This is a genomic window from Glaesserella parasuis (assembly GCF_002015085.1).
Taxonomy (GTDB): Bacteria; Pseudomonadota; Gammaproteobacteria; order Enterobacterales; family Pasteurellaceae; genus Glaesserella; species Glaesserella parasuis.
On the sequence record NZ_MUXW01000039.1, the window covers coordinates 1 to 21,659 of the forward strand.

The window sequence follows — 21,659 nt, forward strand, 5'->3', positions numbered from 1 at the left end:
ACACAGAATTTGGGATAGGGTCACGGCAGCAATTATTTTTTTCATCTACTTCAGACCATTTTTTCTTTAACGACTTCCCATTCCATTTCATTGAAATTCAAAAAGTATCGTCATCAATTCTAGTCTGAATTTCTGTTAGATAAAGTGTATTTGTGAGAGGTATAGCTTGTTTAAGTAGCTTGCCTCCCCCAATAGTCATGATTTCATTGCTACTATAAAAGCCTATTCCCATTGTTGCCGTGCAAGCGAACATCAGAAAGCCCATTATTTGGCAACGCTGTTCATCACTAGACTTGGACTAAAGAGAAAATAACAGCGCATATAATGTATTTCCTTCATAATAAAAAGAAATGCGCCTACCAACGACTACTTAAACAGTCATAGATAGACGCATAATTAAACTATAATAACGATGGCGCTGCATCTAATAAAATTTTGGTGTACTCTTCTTTTGGTGTGTCGAAGACATCGGCAGCATTACCTTGCTCAACAATCAATCCACCATTCATTACCACAATTCTATCCGAAACTTGGCGGACGGTTTGTAAATCGTGAGAAATAAACACCATCGCAAGATTTAACTCTTTTTTCAGATCGGCTAACAGGTTTAGCACCTGCGCACGAACAGATACGTCAAGTGCTGAGGTTGGTTCGTCTGCAACGATCAGTTTTGGATTTAATGCTAACGCACGGGCAATCGCAACACGTTGTTTTTGTCCGCCAGATAAACGAGTTGGCTCAACAAGTGCGGCGGAACGTGGTAAACCAACACGAGAAAGTAAGTCGTAAACACGTTTTTCACGTTCGTGCGGTTGCAGTACATTGTGAATATCCATCGGGTCTTTCAAAATATCCAATACTCGCATACGAGGGTTTAACGCTGTCGCTGGGTCTTGGAAGATCACCGATACTTGACGACCAAACTGTTTACGAGCTTCTGCACTACCGTATTTCATTTGTAAGCCGTTGAATTTGACTGTACCTGATGTCGGTTTTTGTAAGCCGATAATCACGTTTGCTAGGGTAGATTTACCGCAACCAGATTGACCTACTAAACCTACCGTTTCACCTGCATTGACTTCTAAGCTCACGCCACCTACGGCTGTGAATTTTTTTGGGTTAAACAGCGTGCCATCACGAGATGGGAACTGTACAACAATGTTCTCTAATTCAATGATAGGCTGTTCTTTTAATGGTTTCATACTCATTGTTTATCCCTCCAAATGTGAAGCCCAAAGGTGTTTCGGATTGTCGCTTGCTGGTACAAGTTTCAAGCGTTGATTTGGATTTGCATCTGGACGTAATGAACGGCTTGCAAAGCGGTCGCCTTTCGCAAAATCAAACGGTGATGGAACACTACCTGGGATTTGATATAAACGCTCTGCACGACATTCTGTTGAGAGTACAGAACCGAGCAAGCCTCGTGTATATTCGTGCGTTGGGTTAGACAATAACGATGATGTCGGTGCCATTTCCACTACTTGTCCTTCGTACATTACGGTGATGTGGTGCGCCATTTGTGCGACTAATGCAAGATCGTGGCTCACGAACACCATTGCAAAGCCAAGTTTTTCACGCAATTCGTTGAGCAATTTAATCACTTCGGCTTGAACAGTTACGTCAAGAGCTGTGGTTGGCTCGTCAGCAATAAGTAATTTTGGTTCACGCGCTAGAGCCATTGCGATCAATACACGCTGACGCTGACCACCCGATAATTCGTGTGGGTAGCGGTTTAAGGTTTTCTCTGGATCGAGTTTTACCCATTTTAATAGGGTTTCAGCAGATTGTTTACCTCCACGGCTGATAAGCTGTGCCATTTGGTCTTTGATACGCATTGATGGGTTTAATGCACTTAAAGCATCTTGGTAGATCATTGAGATCTCGTGTCCACGCAATTCGTTAAGCTTATCGGTTTTTAAGAGATCGTGTTGGTTGCCTGCACGGTCGGTAAAGAGAATTTCCCCTGTGATTTTGGCTGTCGGTGGTAATAAGCCCATAATTGAGAAGGCAGAGATAGATTTACCACAGCCAGATTCGCCCACTAATCCCATTGTTTCGCCTTCATTAACGGTAAAGCTGATATTATCAACAAGTGGAATGTCGCCATAACGATTTGGGAAACGGATTGAGAGGTTTTTTACCTGTAAAATCGGTTTGGCATTTGGGTTTAGTTGCATACGGTCTGTGCGAGTAGCTTCTTTCTCGTGTAATTTGAGTAAGTAGCGTTTTAATGCAAGACTTTCTGCCATTGCTTCTTGTACATCCGTTGAAAGCGGTTTTGATACGTCTTCTTTTGATGTGGTTGGGCTACGTTTGAGTTTTGGATTGACTAACGCATCTGTTAAGCCTTCAGAGAGAATGTTGAGCGAGAGTACCGTTAAGAGTATCGCTAAACCTGCAAAGGTTGTTGCCCACCAGAAGCCACTTAATACGATGTTACGTCCTTCTGACAGGATATTTCCCCAAGATGGTTGTGGAAGTTGTACACCTGCACCTAAGAAAGAGAGAGAGGCTTCAAGTACAATCGCATCAGCCACCATTACGGTTGCAAAGACTAACACTGGTGCGGCAGAGTTGCGCACAACGTGTTTGACTAAGATGTAGGTACGGCTACCACCGATAACACGTTCTGCACGAACATAATCTTCTTCCCATTGAGAAACTACGTTTGCACGCACCACACGAGCAAGTTGTGGGGTATAAACAATCGCAATGGCTAAGATGATAATCGGTACTGCGTTACCTAAGGTTGCAAGTAATACCGCTGCAAGTGCAATACCAGGGAATGCCATTAAGATGTCCATAAAACGCATAATGACTTCGTTACCGAGCTTGTCTGCGGTCGCAGCAGTTGCCCCTAAGATACTGCCGAGTACAATGGCAAGTGCTACTGCACCAAGTCCGATAAAGAGTGATGTTTGAGCACCGTAAATTAAGCGAGATAAAATATCACGTCCAAGACGGTCTGTCCCAAACCAGTAATCTGCATTTGGTGCTTGAACTGGGCGAAGGGTTTGCAATGGGTCGTATGGTGATACCCACGGTGCTAAAATAGCTAGTAATGCTACGAGCACAATAAATCCTAATGCGAGTTTAGAGGCGGTTGATAATGCTTTAAATCTTGCCCCGCCTGAAGCAAGTCTATCAGCTAATCCTTGGCGAAACATTATAAACTCCGAATTTTTGGATTAATCAGTAAGTAAAGAATATCGACAATGATATTCACCAAGACGAAAGTAAAGGCGATAGTCAATACGACCCCTTGTACAAGGTGTAAGTCGTGGTTTACGATACCGTTAAAAATCAATTTACCCATTCCTGGTAAGTCGAAGATTTGTTCGATAACCACTGCACCACCAAGTAGGTAGCCGACACGCAAGCCTAAAACAGTAACTGGCGTAATCAAGGCATTACGCAATACGTTATGACGAATAACTGTTGCATAAGGTACGCCATTACCAATCGCTGTACGCACATAATCTTTGTCCATTTCTTCTACCATTGTGGTACGCACCACACGAATTAATGACGCACATACTGGGATTGCTAATGCTAATGATGGTAATGCCATTGAACGGAAATACTCTGTTGGGTCTTCACTAAATGGCACAAATCCACCTGATGGAAGCCAATCTAATTCAAGAGAGAAGTATTGAATTAATAAGATACCTAACCAGAATGATGGGGTTGCCACCGCCGCCACTGAGAGTAAGCGAATAACTTGGTCTGCCCAACGGTCACGGTAAAGTGCCGCAATAATCCCTAAAGAGAATGATACGATTGCTGCTAAAAAGACCCCGATGAAAGTCAGTTGTAATGTGAGAGGGAAGGCTTTAGCAATTAATGAGGTGATTGGCTGTTCTGGCGGTGTGGTTAGACCAAAGTCAAGTACCAAAACGTTACCAATGAAACGAAAGTATTGGACGATAACAGGATCGTTCAATCCGTGTTGTTCACGATACAATTCTTTCGCAGCATCACTTGCACTTTCACCTAATGCAACAGACGCTGGATCTCCAGGGGTGAACTGTAGAATGATAAAAACTAATGCACTTACGCCAAGCATCATCAGTGGTAATGCCATTAAACGACGTAGTAACAGACGAAGTACGATTTCCATTTTTTTCTCCGACTACAAGAAAGGTTAGTGGGATAGGTTTATATAATTTTTATAAGAAAAGCGGTGAGATTACCGAAAAGGTTTGCAACTTTTACAACAATCTTACCGCTTGAAAGAAACCTTAAGTAAGATGCTACTTTAAACGCCTTCACCCGAAGGTGAAGGCAATATTATGATTATTTACGGCTTACACCAATGAATGACATACCTGTGGTTGGTAGTGGTTGGAAGCCCTCTAATGCTTTGTTACTCCAAGCTGTTGGAAGTTTACGGTGAATAATTGGATAAAGTGCTGCTTCTTCAGCAATGATGTTAATCGCTTTACCCCAAATTTCACGAGCTTCTGCTGGAGTTTTCGCAGCCACGGCAGCGTCAAGAAGTTTTTGAACTTCTGCATATTCAGGTGTATTTGACCAACGGAAACGTTTTTTCGGCCATACATCACCACGGTACCACCAGCTTAATAATAAGTCTAAGTCGTTACCGAATACTGATGGGTCACCTGGTGCAATTAACACTTCAAAGTTACCAGCATCAACACCGTCATTGTATGGTGATTGTGAAGCGATGTTTGTCACTTTCACGCCAGGGATTTTGTTCCAATCTTCAAGGATCATTTGAACAGAGTCCACAACCCATTTATGTGCAGTTGAACGTGTTGTAAATTCAAGTTTATCTACACCAGCTTCTTTCAACAATGCAGCCGCTTTTTTCGGATCGAAATCATAGACTGTTGATGCTTTCACATAGTCTGGGTGAGAATCTTGAACATAAGATGTCGCTGGTTTTGCGTTGCCTAAGAACACCACATCAACTAATTTTTGTGTATCAATCGCATATTGTAATGCTTGACGTACTTTCTTGTTGTTAAACGGTGCTTTTTCACAGTTAAACATTAAGAAAATTAAGCCGAATGATTGAACAGATTCTACAGAGGCTTTACGTTTTAAGCGAGCTGCATCTAAGTAGGGTACGTTTTCAATTGCTTGTACACGACCTGACTCTTGTGCTGCAACACGCGCTGCGTCATCAGAGAGTAAGAACCAAGTCATTTTCTCAACAGTTGCAGGATATTGACCTGTATAAGCTGGGTTTGCTTCAAATACGATACGGTCATCTTTTACTGCTGAAACGAATTTATATGGACCAGTACCAACAGGGTTTGCATCAAAGACTGATTGACCTTGGGCTTCAATTAATGCTTTTGGTACGATTTTGATAATGGTTAAACGTTCTTTGAATAACGCAAATGGATATTTCAATTTAAACTCAACCACTTTGTCATCAATCGCTTTGACTGATTGAATAAACGGAATGAATTGAGCAAAGAGTGATTTGGTATTTGGATCTAATACACGTTCAAATGAGAAAACAACGTCTGCAGTAGTTACTGGTGTGCCATTGTGGAAAACAGCACCATCGCGTAAAGTCACACGATAAGTTACATCGTCAACTTTTTCTGGCTCTTTTGCTGCAAGTGCTAGATATGGCTGGCGAGTTGCTGGGTGTAGATCAACTAAACCTTCAAAAATGTGGATATTAGCCGCCATTGAAGATGCACCAGTTGAACTCATTGGGTCAAAACCTGTTGAAATCGGATAAGCAATACCTGCCTCAATAGTCGTCCCTTTTGCTGGGGCTGCATAGGCTTTAGAAGCAAAAGTACCGATTGAACCTGAGAATGCTAAACCAGCACCAACACCTACAACTAATTTCATAAAGCCACGGCGAGATTCATTGTGTTCAAAATGTTTAGTCATATTAGACTCCTTGATAGTGTCGTTTTTGTTAAATGGTTATGTGCTAGACACATAAAACAACCACAAAGTTTCGTATTTACCTTTCATTTTGAAGTGAATTAATCAAAATGAAAGGTAAAAATGAATTGAAAACATCATAACACTAATCAAGGCGATGTCAATATATTGACAAGACGAGTATTTACATTTGTGATCTACTTCACGAAATCAGAACATAATCTAGCTTTGACTAGGTTGATAACCTACATCTTCTAAAGCGGGATTATTTGCCCCTTCCTTTGCTAATTGATCGCAAATCTCATTCTCTTTATGCCCAGAATGGCCTTTGACCCACTGCCATTCAACCTGATGGCGTGTTATGGCTTTATCTAGAGCTATCCACAAATCCTGATTTTTAACGGGCGTATTATTACTGGTTTTCCAGTTGTTTTTCTTCCAATTAAAAATCCATTTTTGAATGCCATTTTGCATATATTGGCTATCGCTATGCAAATGTACACTACAAGGTTCTTTCAAGGCATTTAGAGCAGTGATCACGGCAAGAAGTTCCATACGATTATTTGTCGTCAAGTAGTAACCCTGACTTATCCGTTTTTCTTTGCCTTGATAACGCAATAAAATACCAATGCCCCCCTTACCTGGATTTCCCAAGCAAGAACCATCAGTGAAAATATCGACAAGTTTCATTTTATGAAATGATTTTATATAGGTTATCCCTCTTATGCTCCCCCTACTTACGAGGGAGCTGCCGAAGGCTGAGAGGAAGATTATAACACGATAGTTTTATTTTGATAAACAAAAACACGATCAGCAAGCACCAATTCTAATGCTCGGCTCAATACCGTTTTTTCTACATCTCGCCCTGCACGCATCATTGCATCTGCTGTATAAGTATGATCCACATTAATCACATTTTGCATAATAATCGGACCTTCGTCTAACTCATTATTGATAAAGTGTGCGGTTGCTCCAATAATTTTAACACCACGCTGATAGGCTTGTTGATAAGGCTTCGCACCGATAAAGGCAGGTAAAAATGAATGGTGAATGTTAATCACACGATTTGGGTATTTCGCCACAAACTCAGGATTTAATACGCGCATATATTTTGCTAACACAATATAATCTGGGGCATACTCATCAATTTTATCCGCTAGTAGTTTATCGTGTTCTACACGAGTTAAACCCTCGTGGCTTACTAAATGGAACGGCACATCAAAACGTTCTGCTAAACTTCTTAATGTATCGTGATTACCAATCACAGCCGCAATTTCAACATTCAAACCACCATAATAGGTCTTCATTAAAATATCGCCTAAACAGTGTGCTTCTTTAGTGACTAAAATTACAATACGTTTACGTTGTTGCGGAACAAGTTTATAAATAGATCCTTTTGGCAAGGTAAATTCTAAATCGGCTAATAGGGTCTGATCGTTGAAAATACCTTGTAATTCAGTACGCATAAAAAAGTGGCGAGTATCACTTTCAACAAACTCACTATTTTTAATAATGTTTAATTGATGTTTATAACAAATATTCGTGATTTTAGCGACAAGCCCCGTATCATCAGGACATTCCGTTAATAAAATTTTATTTTCAATCATTTTGTTTTCTCTATTTATTAGAAAAATAGCTAATTCATATCAATCATAAAAAAGAAAACCCACATCTTGTGGGCTTCTCTGTATTCATATCAAATTAGATTGCAAAATCTGCTAATGATTTACCCGCTTCTAATGCTTGTTGAATTTCACGAGGCGTTCTGCCTTGACCTGTCCAAGTTTTTTCATTACCGTTTGCATCAATGAATTTATATTTTGCTGGACGAGGATCACGTTTTTTACGTTCTACTTTGGTTGTACCTGCTAATAATAACGCAAGTTCTTCTGCTGAAATACCATCTTGAGCAAGTAACTCTTTGTATTTATTTAGGCTTTCTAGACGTTTTGCTTTTTCTTCTTGTTGAACTTTAATTTCTTCACGTTTTTCTTCAATAACAAGTGCAATTTTCTCTGCGATAAGTTCCAATTGTTCAATTGAAGCTTCACGAGCAATTACACGCAAGCTACGAATATTTGAAAGCGTTTTTAATAAATCAGTCATTGTTTTCTCCTAAATGTAACTAGTTCATATCAATTTAGACTTTTTTTTATATTATCGTAATAATTATTTCAGGTAAATACACAAAATAAAATTCTTATTATATTTTGATAATAACTTAAAGCAAACTAGAATAAATCTGACATATTAATTTATCAAAATCCATCTTTCCCCTATTGGCAACCGCCGTTTCTTCAGGTAAGCTATTAGTGTCCTACAAATTGTAGAGGTGCGAATGCGATAAGTATTCTTTCAGAGTGGAAAACGATGAAGAAAGAGGAAAGGCGTATTCGCCGAAATCAATTAAGCGTCATCTTAATTGGTTGGTATCGTTATCGAAAGGAACGATACTGTCATAGCGGAGGCTATGGAGTGCTACTGTTAGGCTGGGTTTATTCTGTTTTTCTTTTGTTCCCTTCCCTAAACACCTTGCTTCATCAAAAGTAAGTTTATTCCAGTAGATCTCTTTCTTTGTTTGACGTGTTATTTTATTAAAAACAATCTTAGAGGTTTTATGAATCTAGTTGATTATTCAAGTTCATTGTGGTCTGTAGTGCCTGCATTATTAGCATTGGTACTTGCCATTATTACTCGTCGAGTATTACTCTCATTGAGTATCGGGATTATTGTCGGTGCGTTAATGCTTACCAGTGGCAACCCGATTGATGCCTTTTTACATTTGAAGAAAAATATCACTTCGTTAATTTATGGCGGAGAAGGATTAAATTCAAATAACGTACACATCATTCTTTTCTTACTTTTATTAGGGGTACTCACCGCCTTATTAAGCATTTCAGGCAGTAACCAAGCCTTTGTAAATTGGGCCCAAAAACGTATTCAAGGAAAACGTGGTGCAAAATTAATGGCGGCGGCGTTAGTGTTCGTTACCTTTATCGACGATTATTTCCACAGCCTTACTGTAGGTGCAATTGCACGTCCAGTAACAGACAAATTCAAAGTTTCTCGTGCCAAATTAGCTTATATTCTTGACTCAACAGCAGCGCCAATGTGTGTGTTAATGCCAATTTCAAGCTGGGGTGCTTACATCATCACTTTAATTGCAGGTCTATTAACCACTTACGGCATTACAAACTACACTCCATTGGGGGCATTTATGGCAATGAGTGCGATGAGCTTCTACGCTATTTTCTCAATGATTTTAGTCTTTGTAGCTGCTTATTTCTCAATCAACTTAGGCTCAATGGCTCGTTTTGAACAACAAGCTGAGCAAGCTGCAGATGTTGAAGAGCAACAAATTGTCGAAGCAAGTGGTAGTGTGATGAACTTAATTTTACCAATCATCACCTTAATTTTGGCAACCCTTGCAATGATGATGTACACGGGTGACCAAGCTCTAGCAGAAAGTGGCAAACCATTTGATGTATTAGGCGCATTTGAAAATACTACTGTAGGTATTTCATTGGTTGTAGGAAGTTTGAGTGCATTAGCTGTAGCGACTTTAATGATTGCAATAGGACGTAAAGTAACAATGAGTGATTACTGGAAGTCGTACGGTATCGGTGCAAAATCTATGATGGGTGCAATCACCATTTTATTCTTTGCTTGGACAATTAACGGCATCGTAAGCGATATGCAAACAGGTAAGTATTTATCAACCCTTGTTGCTGGCAACATTAACCCTGCATTTTTACCTGCAATCCTCTTTACATTAGGAGCAGCAATGGCATTCTCAACAGGTACAAGTTGGGGAACATTCGGTATTATGTTACCAATTGCTGCAGCTATGGCTGCCAACGCAGAACCCGCATTATTATTACCTTGCTTATCTGCGGTAATGGCAGGTGCAGTATGTGGTGACCACTGTTCACCGATTTCGGACACCACCATTTTGTCTTCAACAGGTGCACAGTGTAACCATATGGATCACGTTACTTCGCAGTTACCTTATACGCTTGTCGTTGCGGTGGCTTCAGCAGTGGGTTATTTAGTGATTGGTTTTACTACCTCTGCATTCCTCAGCTTTGCAGTAACAGCAGCGGTATTAGTTACTCTTGTTATCCTATTCAAGCGTAAAAAATAGTGATATCAGCTCTTATAGTAAGATATGAGTAAAACAAAGCGAATCCTCGTAATTCGCTTTGTTTATTTATAGCAACCGGTTAAAATAGCTCGATTTTTTACATTTTATGGATAGATTATGCTTCCCGAACTGGGTTATTTCTGTTTAGTCTTATTAGCTGGTATTTCAGGGTTACAGGTTTTATGTTCCTTATGGGGAGAAATTCGCCATCAACCCTTTTGGTTGAGTGGAAATCGCCTATTTAGTTTAATTCAAGCCTTATTAGCCTTAGCATGTTTTGGCTGTTTAGCCTACGCTTTTATCTATGATGATTTCAGCGTTGCCTATGTCGCTGCTCATTCTAATAGTCAACTACCCTCATTCTTCAAATTTGCAGCCACTTGGGGAGGACACGAAGGGTCAATGCTGTTTTGGCTAACGGCATTGGCATTATGGACAGGCATATTTTGCATTTTTTCAGGCAAAATCGACCGCTTGTTTACTTACCGCACCCTAGCCTCTCTCGCCTTAATTATTTTAGGCTTTGCTTTGTTTATTCTCTTGGTCTCTAATCCATTTGAGCGTAGTTTTCCCCCTTCCCCAGAGGGGCGAGATCTTAATCCTATGTTGCAAGATGTCGGATTAATTTTTCACCCACCACTGCTTTATTTAGGCTATGTAGGCTTTGCTGTCACATTTGCAATGGCAATGGCAATGTTGCTTGGTGGCGTGTTTGATTATGCTATTGCTCGTTGGATCCGCCCTTGGACAATGGTAGCTTGGGGATTTCTAACCGCAGGCATAATGTTAGGTGCTTGGTGGGCTTATTATGAACTTGGCTGGGGGGGGGGCTGGTGGTTTTGGGACCCTGTTGAAAATGCCTCTTTAATGCCGTGGTTACTTGGTACTGCTCTGTTACACAGTTTAGTCGTTAGCGAACAGCGAGGCATTTTTAGTTATTGGACGATTTTATTAGCCATCTTTGCCTTTGCATTAAGTCTGTTAGGCACATTTATTGTTCGTTCTGGGGTTCTTACTTCTGTTCACGCATTTGCAGTGGACGCAGAGCGAGGAATGGCTCTGCTTATTTTGTTCTTTAGCTTGAGCTTTGTTGCATTGGCTCTATTCGCTTTACGAGTGAATTTATGGCAAGGCAATGTTCGTTTTCATCTGTTTTCAAAAGAAACGGCATTATTATTGGTTAATGGCTTATTTGCATTAGCCACGCTGGTGGTTATTCTTGGCACATTTTATCCGATGATTTTCAGTGCGATGGGCTGGGGATCCATTTCAGTTGGTGCGCCTTATTTCAACACGATTTTTGCCCCTTTAGCATTGATTTTGTTATGTCTAATGGGATTTGCAATAGTGCTACGTTGGAAGCATATTCCACAACGTCAAATCTTATGGCAACTGGCATTATTACCCGTTGCGGTGCTACTTAGTTTAGGCTTCAGTTATCAAGTTTTGCCACAAGTCTATGTGCATCAATTGCAATGGCAACCTACTCTTTTTATCTCACTCGCGATTTGGGTTGTACTAACTCATCTACCTTATCAGCGATTTATGTGGCAAATCCGACCGCTTGCAATGCGACTGGCTCATATTGGTTTTGCGATAAGTGTGATTGGGGCAATGATGAATAGCTATTATGCTGATGAAGTTGGCGTGAGACTAAAACCAACGCAGTCTGCTGAATTAGCAGGGCTACACTTTGAATATGTCAAACACCACAATGAAATTGGGGCAAACTACACTGCCGAAGTAGCAGAGTTTCATCTTTATGATCAACATCATCAAAAATTGGCAACCTTGTTGCCCGAACGCCGTTACTATGATGTCCGTACAATGACAATGGCAGAAGTGGGGCTAGCCCATTATGGTTTAGATGATATTTATATTGTGATGGGCGATAAGTTTGGTAATAAAGAGTACGCATTTCGTCTGCACTACAAACCTTATGTTCGTATTTTATGGCTAGGCGGTGCAATAATGGTCTTGGCGAGCCTATTGGCATTGGTTGGTTATCGGAGAAAAAAATGAAAAAAGGATTGCTGTTTTTACCGCTTGTTATCTTATTTGCGGTTGTACTTTTTTTAGTAATGCAATTAAAAGAAAAAGACAATGTGTCGTTAAGCGAAGATTGGCAAGGTAAGCCGTTGCCTGAATTTAGCTTAAAACATTTACTGGATAATCAAGCGGTTATCAGTAAAGCAAGTTTACCAAATGAGCCTTTTATTTTAAACGTTTGGGCGAGTTGGTGTACTTGGTGTATTAAAGAGTTTCCGATTTTACTTGAGATGAAACAACAAGGGGTAAAAATTGTTGGGCTGACCTACGCAGATCGCCCCGAAAATGCACGGCAAGCCCTTGCTCAGTGGGGAAATCCATTTGAGCTAGTGATTGATGATTGGGATAAAGGTTTTTTAACGGAAACCCTCAGAATTTCTTCTGCCCCCTCAAGTTATCTCATTGATAAAAATGGCATTGTTCGTTACCAACAAAAAGGCTACAACCCTAATTTTGCTCAAGATTTTATGCCTCGTTTGCAAGCATTGAAGGAACAGGATAAATGAAACGGATCTTATTTTTACTGTTCAGTTTTATCGCCCTCGTAGCTCAGGCAGAAATGGTAGATACCTTTCAGTTTCATTCTGATAGCGAACGTATTCGTGCGATTAACCTAGCGAAATCATTGCGTTGTTTACAGTGTCAAAACCAAAATCTGGTAGAGTCCAACGCTTCTCAAGCCTACAAATTACGCATAGAAGTCTATGAAATGGTCAATCAAGGAAAAAGCGACCAAGAAATCATTCAAACAATGACAGAGCGCTTTGGAGACTTCGTCCATTATCAGCCACCCTTTAATCCTCAAACGTGGGTATTATGGGGAATGCCTGTTGGCTTACTTATTCTACTCTTTAGCCTAATTTTTTGGCGAACACGGAGAAAGCAAAATGATTAGGAACGAGCTTAATCGGACTTATTATCAACAAGCGGAACGATTTGCGGATACTTTTGCAGAGAAAGAGCGTACTGAATATTTAGCCGAATTGGCAAGTCGCCAAGCATTTGAACAACAAAATGAAGTTGTATCGCAATGGCAAAAAAATCCACTTAAACGCCCGCTTGTAGTGACTGTTTTGTTGATTGCCCTTGTCTCTAGCATTATCTATTATTGGCAGACAGGGCGTTATAGCCTTGCTATTCAAGGGGAGCAGGCTTTTGCTCAATTTCAACAACAACGTGCAGAAGAAAGTAGCGAACAGCGTAATGATCACTATATTACCAACCTTCAACATCAGCTTCGCCAAAATGCCAATGATGGCAAACTCTGGTTTGAACTAGGGCAGGCTTATTCGCTCAATAACGATTTTGAAGCAGCCTTAACCTGTTTTCACAATGCTCAGACCGTGCTAGGCGAAAAGGCGAGTATTTTAGGTGCAATGGCAACAGCCGATTACTATTTAAATAAACAACGACTTTCCCCACAAGCAAAGGCTTGGCTTGAACGAGCGTTACAAATTGATGACAAAGAGAGTGCTAGCCTACTTCTGCTTGCCTCCGATGCTTTTTTACATAACGATTTCAAACAGGCAATTCATTACTGGGAAAAAGTATTAGACAACCAGAACGAAGCCTTAGATCGTAAAGAGATCATTCAAAGTATAAAAATGGCGGAGCAGATGTTACGTGAGAAATAGCGCCATTTATGGCTATTTGATATTGATCATCACAATAATATTTTAAAAGATTCTAAATTTTTAATCTTAGTTTTTCTTTATAACAAACAACACCAACTCTCTCATCTGGAAACTTACCGATACTTTTGCTTCCAGTGGCAAATCCGCCGTTTGGTAAGCGGTGACATTTGTGCCGTTTATTGCAATTTGATAACGGTAGAATTGCCCTAAGAACAGTTTTTCAACCACCACACCTTGCCCGTTGTCATCGGCTTTCAGGGTAATCTGCTCAGGGCGGAGCAACCAATGATAATCACCAAGCGGATACTCGATTTCAGGGAATTGATAAGTACCAATCGGGCTTTCAAGGAAGTGATTTTCTAACACTTTGCACGGCAGGTAGTTTGTACCACCTAAAAAGTCAGCAACGAAGGCATTCACTGGGGCGTGGTAGAGCTCGGTTGGCGTACTGAATTGTACGATCTTACCTTGATCCATCACTGCAATTTTATCCGCAAAGGCAAAGGCTTCTTCTTTGCTATGGGTAACGAAAATCGCAGGGACTTTTTGGCTTTTTAAGATCTGTTTAATCTCTTGGATCATCGCATAACGGGTTTGGCTGTCGATGTTGGAAAAAGGTTCATCGAGCAGTAATAATTCAGGTTCACAAGCTAAAGCACGGGCAATGGCGACACGCTGTTGCTGTCCGCCAGAGAGTTCGTGTGGGAAACGTCCTTCAAAGCCTTGTAGTTTCACCACTGACAACATCTGTTGGGTGCAACAATGTTGGTCGGATTTACACATTTTGCATAAGCCGAATTGAATATTTTGTGCTACCGTTAAATGCGGAAATAGGGCGTAATCTTGGAAAATCAGCCCGATTTGACGCTGTTCAATCGGTTTTTTCTGCAAATCTTCCCCTGCAAGAAAGATTTTACCTTCACTAATCGGAAGTAAACCTGCAATCGCTTTGAGTAGCGTCGTTTTGCCACAACCACTTGCCCCTAATAGACAGACGATCTCATTTTCGCCTACGGCAAGATCGAGGGATTTTAGTACCACATTGTCGTCAAATTGACAGCTCAAATTTTGAATATCAAGTAATTTCATATTAACGTTCTTTTTGCGATTGAGAGATTAACGAACGGGTCAGCCAAATAACAGGGATTAATCCAACCAACACTAACACGATGGCAGGCAAGGCGGCACGCTCTAATTGTTCATCTGAGGTAAAGGTGAAAACGTGGGTCGCTAAGGTATCAAAGTTGAACGGTCGCAATAACAGTGACGCATTTAACTCTTTCATACTTTCAATAAAGACCATCAAGCCTGCGGTAATAATTCCTTTGGTAATCAAAGGGATATGCACACTTCTAAACATTGATAAGCCTGTTTTTCCCATTGTTTGACTTGCCATATCTAACGACGGCGAAATTTTGCCGAGAGAGGTTTCAAGACTGCCGATTGCCATTGCGGAAAAGCGGATTACATAAGCAAGGACTAAGGCAAACAGTGAACCAGAAAAAATTAAGCCGACAGGGGGTAGATCTAAGGATTTCAGCAGGGCGTGTAGTTGATGATCGGCAAAGGTCAATGGCGACAATAAGCCGATTGCCAGTACAGTCCCTGGAATGGCATAGCCCAATGAGGAAAATTGCAACGATAAGCGGGTTGATTTCGCCCAAAATCTGCGATTGACCGACAGACGATGAGCAAAATGCAGTAACATAGCAAGGGCAACGGTAATAATCGAAGCAATAATAGAGACTTTTAAGCTATTTAAGGCAAATTGCACAAAATCTAAATTCCACGACTGTTCAAAATAGTGGAAAGACCAGTAGATTAATCGACCGAATGGAATAAAGAACGCCAGCGCCAACAAGCCCCAGCACCAACCTTGTGCAAGCCACAGTTTCCAACCTGTGAGCTGTTTGAACGAGGTTTTCTTTTCATAGCCACGCTGATAGCTTTTTTGTTTACGACGGCTATATTGCTCAAGGCTGATAAACAGAAAAATCATCAGCAACATAAAAATGGAAATACGGCTTGCAGTGCCGAGATCTTGAAAGCCGAGCCACGAGTCGTAGATTGCCGTAGTCAAAGTTGGCACAGCAAAATAGGACACGGTGCCGAAATCGCCTAAGGTTTCCATTGCGACTAACGCCATACCGACAGCAATTGCAGGGCGAATTAAAGGGAAAGTAATTTTACGGAAAATATCCGCCGGCGATGAACCTAACATTCTGGCACTGTGAGTGAGGTTTTCGGATTGTTCTAATAATGCCACTCGAACCAGTAAGAAAATATAAGGGTAGAGTACAAGGGCAAGTACAAAGCAAGCACCGTAAAGGGTGCGGATTTTCGGAAACCAATAATCGTGCGGTGTTTGCCAACCGAAAATACCACGCAACATTTCCTGAAATGCCCCAGAATAGTCGAGCAAATCGGTATAAAGATAAGCGATTAAATAAGCAGGCATTGCTAACGGCAAGCAAAGTAACCATTGAAGCGTTTTTTGCCCACAGAATTGATAATTTGCAACAATCCAAGCGGACGGTAATGCAAAAAAAAGTGCAAGGACTACAGTGCCTAAGACTAACAAGCTTGAGTTAAGCAGATAAGTACCTAGCATTGTATCCCAAAGATGAACGAGATTTTCCATTTCACCTTCAAAAGCGTGATAGCCAATGGCAAGCAACGGAAGAAGGATTAACAGCGTAGTTGCAAGAGCGGAAAGTTGCCAAGTCAGGTATCGGTTTATCATAAATCGATCAAAATCTCATTCCATTAAAAAACAAAATTCCCCCTTTTTGTAAGGAAGGGGGGAGATTGTAGGGATACACTGCGTGTGTCCGTTTAAATTTTACATAAAATCTATAATTAGCAGACACACTGCGTGTGTTCGTTTAAATTTTACATAAAACCCGTAATTAGCGGACACACTGCGTGTGTCCCCACGGGCATTTCAGCATTAATTATTTCGCACCGAAATCATCAAATTTAACTTCATCAACTAATTTCAAGGCTTTTTCATAGTTTTTCGCAATGTCTTCTAATTTTAATGCATCGGTTGAGTAAGTACCCCAACCTTTTACAAGATCAGAAGGTGCAACATCAGCTTTTACTGGGTACTCGTGGTTAAGTTTAGCATATAAACCTTGAGCTTGGTTGCCGCTGAGATACTCAATTAATTTAATTGCATTTGCTTTATTTGGTGAATGTTTCGCTAGCGCAACACCACTGATATTAACGTGTGTACCGTATTGACCGTTAGGGAAGTTAATGATCGCAGACTCAGCCCAAGATCTTTGTTTCTCATCATCTAACATTTTACCGTAGTAGTAGCTGTTACCTAACGCATAATCACAGATGCCTTCTTTGATCGCTTTAACTTGGTCACGGTCGCCACCTTGTGGTTTTTGTGCAAGATTTGCTTTTAAATCCTCTAAGAATGCTTTCGTTTTTTCTTCACCGTAGTGTTCGATCATTGCAGCAAAGAGAGAAACGTTGTAAGCATTTTTGCCTGAACGAACACACACTTTACCTTTATATTCAGGTTTAGCTAAGTCTAAGTAATCAAAGCCAGCAGGTAATTTGCCAACACGGTCTTTAGAAGTATAGATTACACGAGCACGTTTGGTTAAACCGAACCATTCGCCATTTGAATCACGGAACTGTGCAGGAATGTTTTTCTCTAAAGTTTTTGAGTCCACTTTTTGAGCCAAACCAGATTTCACAATTTGCATTACACGGCTAATATCTACCGTTAAAAGCACGTCCGCAGGGCTTAATTCGCCTTCTTTTTGTACACGTTCAACTAAACCTTTGTCTGCAAAGATCACGTTTACTTTGATACCTGTTTGTTTTTCAAAGTCTTTTAACATCGGCTCAATTAAGTACGGCTGACGGTAAGAGTAAACATTGACTTCGTTTGCAGCTAACGCAGAAGTTGAAACAACAGAAGATAATGCAAGTGCAAGCACAGAAAGAGATTTTTTCATAAAAATGTCCTCATTAAGAAAGAGATAAACTCACTATAAATAGCGAGCGTTTACAAAACAGTGTGAGTTTAAAATGTTTAAATTTTTATGTCAATAAGAACTATTTTTATTTACTAATAGGTAGTTAATTTCATTCTTAATAAGATGAAAAGTGAAACCTTTTTGGGGCATCCTATAGTCGCAGCATATTATCCGGTATTATGAATCAAGTGCACAAATACCTCATTTCAATAAAATCTGTGCATAATACCTGCTGTTTTGTTAGCAATAATTTTGCTTTCAATGAAGTTAATGTTTGCTCGTATAATTTTGTACTGCCTTCGTGATTAATAGAGCAACAGACTGTAAAGCCCATGTTAAGCAGAGTATTGTCTTTTTCATTTAAATTATTCCGTAAATTAAGATAGGTTAAAAACTAACTTAATTGTGCAAAAAGAAACAAAATGCAATCAAGATTTAATTGATAAACATTAAATTTAGCGTCTAAAAAATATTTAGAGATGAAAGAAAGATTTTAACGATTATTCAAATAGCATTTATAAATTAAATCTATTGAATTAGATCAAAATAACCGTAGTTTTTTATAGGGATAATGTATCCGCTTTTTACTTTATGGAGTGTTACCAATGAAAAAACTACTGTTATCAGCGATTGCCTTAGGCGTTGCTGGATTTTTAGGGGTGGTTGGGTATGTGCATACCTTTGACCAAGACCAAGCAGCAAAACTACTTGCACAAACTAATTTTAGTGGCAAACAACAAGAAGTGGCGAAAGTCTTTTTTGAAAATGGCTGTCAGTATTGCCACTCACCAAATGTAGATAAACCTTTCTATGCTAATCTTCCTGTTATTGGCTCGATGGTTGAGAAAGATGTTGCAACAGGCAACCGCTTTTTCCGTTTGGATAAAATGTTAGAAGGAATGAAAGATCCGACTAAATTATCTGAAGCGGATCTGGCTAAATTAGAAACAGTGTTACGCAACGACACAATGCCAATTGCGAGCTTTATTCATATTCACTGGGGTTCTCGTCCTGATGAGCAAGAAAAGCAAACGGTGCTTGACTGGATCCATCAACAGCGTGCGGAACATTTTGTGCCGAAAAATACCGCTGGTGTTGATCCAACTCGCTTAGTTCAACCTATTCCTGATGCATTAACCACAGATCCACGCAAAGTTGCCTTAGGAGATCAAATCTACCACGATGGGCGTTTATCAGGCGATGGCACAGTGGCTTGTAGTAACTGCCACCAGTTAGATAAAGGCGGTGTGGACGGATTGACCACATCAACAGGTATTCATGGACAAAAAGGCGGTATCAATGCCCCAACGGTATATAACGCAGCCTTTAACCACTTACAATTCTGGGACGGTCGCGCCAAAGATTTAGCCGATCAAGCAAAAGGCCCACCGCTTAATCCTGTTGAAATGGGTTCGCATAGCTTTGATGAAATTCTGGCGAAATTCAAACAAGATCACGCTTTTATGCAAGAGTTCTTAGCGGCTTATCCTGAATTAACCGCAGACACTTTAACCGATGCTATTGCAGAATTTGAGAAAACCTTGATCACACCAAACAGTGCTTTCGATAAATTCTTAAAAGGCGACCAAAATGCCTTGAATGATGCACAAAAACGTGGTTATGAAGCATTTAAATCGGCGAAATGTGACACTTGCCATACGGGTACGGCAATGGGTGGACAATCCTTTGAATATATGGGCTTGTATGATGATTATTTCAAAGCGCGTGGCACACCGATTACCGCTGACGATCACGGTCGTTTCTCACAAACCAAAGATCCTGCCGATATGCACCGCTTCAAAGTACCAACCTTGCGTAATGTGGCTTTAACTGCCCCTTATATGCACGACGGTAGCGTTAAGGACTTAAAAGAAGCAGTTCGAGTAATGGCTCACTATCAAAGTGGTAAAACCTTAACCGATCAAGAGTTGAACGATATTACTTCATTCCTAGAAGCCTTAACCGGTGAATATCAAGGTAAAGTATTAACTCGTCAGGATTAGCATAAATTGCTAAGTCGTCACAAAAACGATATAGGAGAAATTAATCTCTGACATATCGTAAGAATAAGAAACTAAAAGGGCTGAAATCAATATAATATTGTTTTCAGCCCTTGATTAATAATTTAGATTTATACAAACCTTCCTTGCTTAATTTTCATCAAACAAGAATTTTTCAAAACATTAGCGACGTAAACCTAAACGTGCGATAGTTTCTGAGTATTTAGCAAGATCAGTACGTTTTAAGTAGTCTAATAATTTACGACGACGTGAAACCATACGTAATAAGCCACGACGACCGTGGTGATCTTTTTTGTGCTCAGCAAAGTGTGCTTGTAAGTGGTTAATTTGTGCTGTTAAAAGAGCGATCTGAACTTCTGAAGAACCAGTATCTTTTGCATCACGACCAAATTCAGCAACGATTTTTGCTTTTGCTTCTACGCTTAGAGACATTTTTTACTCCTAAAAAGTAGTTAAGTTAATATTCATCAATAGCCGATCTCTAATTCAGCTACGACACGAAGTTGCGTATTTTAAAGAGAAAAGCTGTCAAGAGCAATGCTTTTCTCTCAGAATAGCTTAAACTAATGTTTGGCATCCGATTGACTTTGTGGTTGTAGATACTCTTCTCGATTCGGATCAACTTGTTTTGATTTACGAATCATTGGCTCAATAGTTGTACCTTGTACCAAAATAGAGAACATCACAACAGAATATGTCATCACCAGAATTAGATCTTTAACATCAATACCATTTGCATAAGCAGTTTTAGCAGGAATAGACAGCGCCATTGCTAATGCCAAACCACCACGTAACCCGCCCCAGCTCATGATTTTTAAGGTATATGGATTGTAAGTACGGAATTGTTGTAGCACTTTATACGGTAACCATAAGCTGATATAGCGAGATGCTAAGCAAATTGGAATTGCTAAAATCATCATCATAATACCGTAGATATTAAAATCGACAAGTAAGATCGCAAAACCGATAAGGAAGAAAAGTAGCGAGTTTAAGAAATGGTCAATCATTTCCCAAAAGTGATCAAGATAACGTTGACTCTGTTCAGAAAAACCTGAACGGCGAGTCCAGTTACCAATCATAATACCTGCCACAACCATAGCCAGCGCACCTGAAACGTGCAACACATTGTTTGCAAACATAAAGCCTGCAGTTGGAATGGTTAGAGTTAATAAAATTTCTAAGCTACCGTCATCAGTCGATGAAATTAAAATATGTGCAAGAAAGCCTAAAACGAAGCCAAATAAGATCCCCCCTATCGCTTCGTGTAGGAATAAACTCATAATTCCGCCGAAACTTGCTTCTTGGCCACCAAATGCGACTGCAAAAATAGTGACAAAGATGACCAAACCAACGCCGTCATTGAAAAGCGATTCACCCTCTACTTGCATAGATAAGCGTTTCGGTGCGCGTAAATTTTTAATAATTGCAAGTACCGCAATTGGGTCAGTAGGAGAGATTAATGCACCAAAAACGATACAGTAAATCAAGCCAATTTGTAGCCCAATTAAGTTGGCTACGCCATAGACGAAGAAACCGATAATCAAGGTTGAAGCTAAGGTTGAGAATAACGCAAAAATGGTAATTTCCCATTTTTGATCTTTAAGAACAGGGAGCTTAATCCCTAGTGAGCCTGCAAAGAGTAGGAACCCTAAAATCCCGTTAAGTAAGAAGCTCTTGAAGTCGATCTGCTCCATAACTTCTGTTGCTACTGCACCAAGGTTAAACCAACCGAAAGTTCCTAGTAAAAGCAGTAAGAGGGAGCCAATCATTGCCGCAGCAGTAATAGCAATAGTAGACTGAATTTTGTCGCTGATTTTATGAGTCACAAAGCCTAATAAAATGGAGAGAGCGGACAGAAAGCAGATATAAGCATAAATACCCATGTGGTATCCTTATAAAAATAAGTTAATTTGAAGAGTAGAAAACTGGCAAA

19 protein-coding genes and 1 riboswitch are annotated in these 21,659 nt (G+C 40.1%); of the genes, 6 read left to right on the forward strand and 13 right to left on the reverse strand.

All coding sequences use genetic code 11. From position 1 onward, the window contains the following. Positions 1 to 97: 97 nt before the first annotated feature. From B0183_RS13035 to B0183_RS09040, 8 genes are all read right to left on the reverse strand, one after another. Positions 98 to 265 carry a dihydrofolate reductase gene (locus B0183_RS13035; protein ID WP_078208690.1) on the reverse strand — a complete coding sequence of 56 codons (168 nt, stop codon included), beginning with the start codon at positions 263 to 265 and terminating at the stop codon, positions 98 to 100. 136 nt (positions 266 to 401) lie between these two features. Further along, the gene (locus tag B0183_RS09010; protein WP_016527528.1) at positions 402 to 1,208 is read right to left on the reverse strand and encodes an ABC transporter ATP-binding protein; all 807 of its coding nucleotides are present in this window, start codon (positions 1,206 to 1,208) and stop codon (positions 402 to 404) included. Positions 1,209 to 1,211: 3 nt separating this feature from the next. After that, complete coding sequence (locus tag B0183_RS09015; protein ID WP_078208691.1) at positions 1,212 to 3,167, reverse strand: dipeptide/oligopeptide/nickel ABC transporter permease/ATP-binding protein; 1,956 nt, start codon at positions 3,165 to 3,167, stop codon at positions 1,212 to 1,214. Continuing rightward, positions 3,167 to 4,120, reverse strand: coding sequence for an ABC transporter permease (locus tag B0183_RS09020; protein WP_021111125.1), 954 nt, complete (start codon positions 4,118 to 4,120; stop codon positions 3,167 to 3,169). Before B0183_RS09020 ends, B0183_RS09015 begins: the two co-directional genes overlap by 1 nt. Positions 4,121 to 4,296: 176 nt before the next feature. Continuing rightward, positions 4,297 to 5,880, reverse strand: coding sequence for an ABC transporter substrate-binding protein (locus B0183_RS09025; protein WP_078208692.1), 1,584 nt, complete (start codon positions 5,878 to 5,880; stop codon positions 4,297 to 4,299). A 219-nt stretch (positions 5,881 to 6,099) separates the two neighbouring features. Next, positions 6,100 to 6,567 (reverse strand): ribonuclease HI, encoded by a 468-nt coding sequence (gene rnhA / locus B0183_RS09030; protein ID WP_021111127.1) that lies wholly within the window; start codon positions 6,565 to 6,567, stop codon positions 6,100 to 6,102. Between the two features lie 80 nt (positions 6,568 to 6,647). Then, complete coding sequence (gene purU / locus B0183_RS09035) at positions 6,648 to 7,484, reverse strand: formyltetrahydrofolate deformylase (RefSeq protein WP_005712106.1); 837 nt, start codon at positions 7,482 to 7,484, stop codon at positions 6,648 to 6,650. Between the two features lie 94 nt (positions 7,485 to 7,578). Continuing rightward, positions 7,579 to 7,983, reverse strand: a complete 405-nt coding sequence (locus B0183_RS09040; protein WP_021109841.1) for an H-NS family histone-like protein — start codon at positions 7,981 to 7,983, stop codon at positions 7,579 to 7,581. A gap of 213 nt (positions 7,984 to 8,196) precedes the next feature. After that, positions 8,197 to 8,366: riboswitch (Lysine riboswitch) on the forward strand. Positions 8,367 to 8,494: 128 nt separating this feature from the next. On the opposite strand from B0183_RS09040, the gene B0183_RS09045 reads away from it, so the two are divergent. From B0183_RS09045 to B0183_RS09065, 5 genes are all read left to right on the forward strand, one after another. After that, positions 8,495 to 10,021, forward strand: coding sequence for a Na+/H+ antiporter NhaC family protein (locus B0183_RS09045; RefSeq protein ID WP_078208693.1), 1,527 nt, complete (start codon positions 8,495 to 8,497; stop codon positions 10,019 to 10,021). A gap of 117 nt (positions 10,022 to 10,138) precedes the next feature. Next, a complete protein-coding gene (locus B0183_RS09050; RefSeq protein ID WP_078208694.1) occupies positions 10,139 to 12,043 on the forward strand; it encodes a heme lyase CcmF/NrfE family subunit in 1,905 nt (634 codons plus the stop codon). Beyond that, positions 12,040 to 12,576, forward strand: a complete 537-nt coding sequence (locus B0183_RS09055) for a redoxin family protein (protein ID WP_035495677.1) — start codon at positions 12,040 to 12,042, stop codon at positions 12,574 to 12,576. The genes B0183_RS09050 and B0183_RS09055 overlap by 4 nt, the downstream gene beginning before the upstream one ends. After that, entirely contained in the window at positions 12,573 to 12,965 is a 393-nt protein-coding gene (gene nrfF / locus B0183_RS09060; protein ID WP_078208695.1) for a heme lyase NrfEFG subunit NrfF, read from the forward strand. The genes B0183_RS09055 and nrfF overlap by 4 nt, the downstream gene beginning before the upstream one ends. Next, positions 12,958 to 13,704: a TPR domain-containing protein gene (locus tag B0183_RS09065; RefSeq protein ID WP_078208696.1), complete on the forward strand. Its 747-nt coding sequence runs from the start codon at positions 12,958 to 12,960 to the stop codon at positions 13,702 to 13,704. The genes nrfF and B0183_RS09065 overlap by 8 nt, the downstream gene beginning before the upstream one ends. Before the next feature lie 66 nt (positions 13,705 to 13,770). Here B0183_RS09065 and B0183_RS09070 read toward each other — a convergent pair whose 3' ends face one another. The 3 genes from B0183_RS09070 to B0183_RS09080 form a co-directional block, all read right to left on the reverse strand. Beyond that, entirely contained in the window at positions 13,771 to 14,793 is a 1,023-nt protein-coding gene (locus B0183_RS09070; RefSeq protein WP_021113966.1) for an ABC transporter ATP-binding protein, read from the reverse strand. A gap of 1 nt (position 14,794) precedes the next feature. Beyond that, complete coding sequence (locus tag B0183_RS09075) at positions 14,795 to 16,447, reverse strand: ABC transporter permease (protein ID WP_078208697.1); 1,653 nt, start codon at positions 16,445 to 16,447, stop codon at positions 14,795 to 14,797. 211 nt (positions 16,448 to 16,658) lie between these two features. After that, a complete protein-coding gene (locus tag B0183_RS09080; protein ID WP_062924293.1) occupies positions 16,659 to 17,684 on the reverse strand; it encodes a Fe(3+) ABC transporter substrate-binding protein in 1,026 nt (341 codons plus the stop codon). A 626-nt stretch (positions 17,685 to 18,310) separates the two neighbouring features. On the opposite strand from B0183_RS09080, the gene B0183_RS09085 reads away from it, so the two are divergent. Continuing rightward, a complete protein-coding gene (locus B0183_RS09085; RefSeq protein ID WP_021113969.1) occupies positions 18,311 to 19,708 on the forward strand; it encodes a cytochrome-c peroxidase in 1,398 nt (465 codons plus the stop codon). Between the two features lie 180 nt (positions 19,709 to 19,888). Here B0183_RS09085 and rpsO read toward each other — a convergent pair whose 3' ends face one another. Beyond that, positions 19,889 to 20,158: a 30S ribosomal protein S15 gene (gene rpsO / locus B0183_RS09090; protein WP_005597777.1), complete on the reverse strand. Its 270-nt coding sequence runs from the start codon at positions 20,156 to 20,158 to the stop codon at positions 19,889 to 19,891. Between the two features lie 131 nt (positions 20,159 to 20,289). Next, positions 20,290 to 21,609: a cation:proton antiporter gene (locus B0183_RS09095; RefSeq protein ID WP_042905784.1), complete on the reverse strand. Its 1,320-nt coding sequence runs from the start codon at positions 21,607 to 21,609 to the stop codon at positions 20,290 to 20,292. Positions 21,610 to 21,659 lie beyond the last annotated feature (50 nt).

What these genes read in the sequence shown, in the direction of transcription:
- B0183_RS13035 (WP_078208690.1), bottom strand. Translation starts at nt 265, where the DNA reads ATGGGCTTTCTGATGTTCGCTTGCACGGCAACAATGGGAATAGGCTTT.
- B0183_RS09010 (WP_016527528.1), bottom strand. Translation starts at nt 1,208, where the DNA reads ATGAGTATGAAACCATTAAAAGAACAGCCTATCATTGAATTAGAGAAC.
- B0183_RS09015 (WP_078208691.1), bottom strand. Translation starts at nt 3,167, where the DNA reads ATGTTTCGCCAAGGATTAGCTGATAGACTTGCTTCAGGCGGGGCAAGA.
- B0183_RS09020 (WP_021111125.1), bottom strand. Translation starts at nt 4,120, where the DNA reads ATGGAAATCGTACTTCGTCTGTTACTACGTCGTTTAATGGCATTACCA.
- B0183_RS09025 (WP_078208692.1), bottom strand. Translation starts at nt 5,880, where the DNA reads ATGACTAAACATTTTGAACACAATGAATCTCGCCGTGGCTTTATGAAA.
- rnhA (WP_021111127.1), bottom strand. Translation starts at nt 6,567, where the DNA reads ATGAAACTTGTCGATATTTTCACTGATGGTTCTTGCTTGGGAAATCCA.
- purU (WP_005712106.1), bottom strand. Translation starts at nt 7,484, where the DNA reads ATGATTGAAAATAAAATTTTATTAACGGAATGTCCTGATGATACGGGG.
- B0183_RS09040 (WP_021109841.1), bottom strand. Translation starts at nt 7,983, where the DNA reads ATGACTGATTTATTAAAAACGCTTTCAAATATTCGTAGCTTGCGTGTA.
- B0183_RS09045 (WP_078208693.1), top strand. Translation starts at nt 8,495, where the DNA reads ATGAATCTAGTTGATTATTCAAGTTCATTGTGGTCTGTAGTGCCTGCA.
- B0183_RS09050 (WP_078208694.1), top strand. Translation starts at nt 10,139, where the DNA reads ATGCTTCCCGAACTGGGTTATTTCTGTTTAGTCTTATTAGCTGGTATT.
- B0183_RS09055 (WP_035495677.1), top strand. Translation starts at nt 12,040, where the DNA reads ATGAAAAAAGGATTGCTGTTTTTACCGCTTGTTATCTTATTTGCGGTT.
- nrfF (WP_078208695.1), top strand. Translation starts at nt 12,573, where the DNA reads ATGAAACGGATCTTATTTTTACTGTTCAGTTTTATCGCCCTCGTAGCT.
- B0183_RS09065 (WP_078208696.1), top strand. Translation starts at nt 12,958, where the DNA reads ATGATTAGGAACGAGCTTAATCGGACTTATTATCAACAAGCGGAACGA.
- B0183_RS09070 (WP_021113966.1), bottom strand. Translation starts at nt 14,793, where the DNA reads ATGAAATTACTTGATATTCAAAATTTGAGCTGTCAATTTGACGACAAT.
- B0183_RS09075 (WP_078208697.1), bottom strand. Translation starts at nt 16,447, where the DNA reads ATGATAAACCGATACCTGACTTGGCAACTTTCCGCTCTTGCAACTACG.
- B0183_RS09080 (WP_062924293.1), bottom strand. Translation starts at nt 17,684, where the DNA reads ATGAAAAAATCTCTTTCTGTGCTTGCACTTGCATTATCTTCTGTTGTT.
- B0183_RS09085 (WP_021113969.1), top strand. Translation starts at nt 18,311, where the DNA reads ATGAAAAAACTACTGTTATCAGCGATTGCCTTAGGCGTTGCTGGATTT.
- rpsO (WP_005597777.1), bottom strand. Translation starts at nt 20,158, where the DNA reads ATGTCTCTAAGCGTAGAAGCAAAAGCAAAAATCGTTGCTGAATTTGGT.
- B0183_RS09095 (WP_042905784.1), bottom strand. Translation starts at nt 21,609, where the DNA reads ATGGGTATTTATGCTTATATCTGCTTTCTGTCCGCTCTCTCCATTTTA.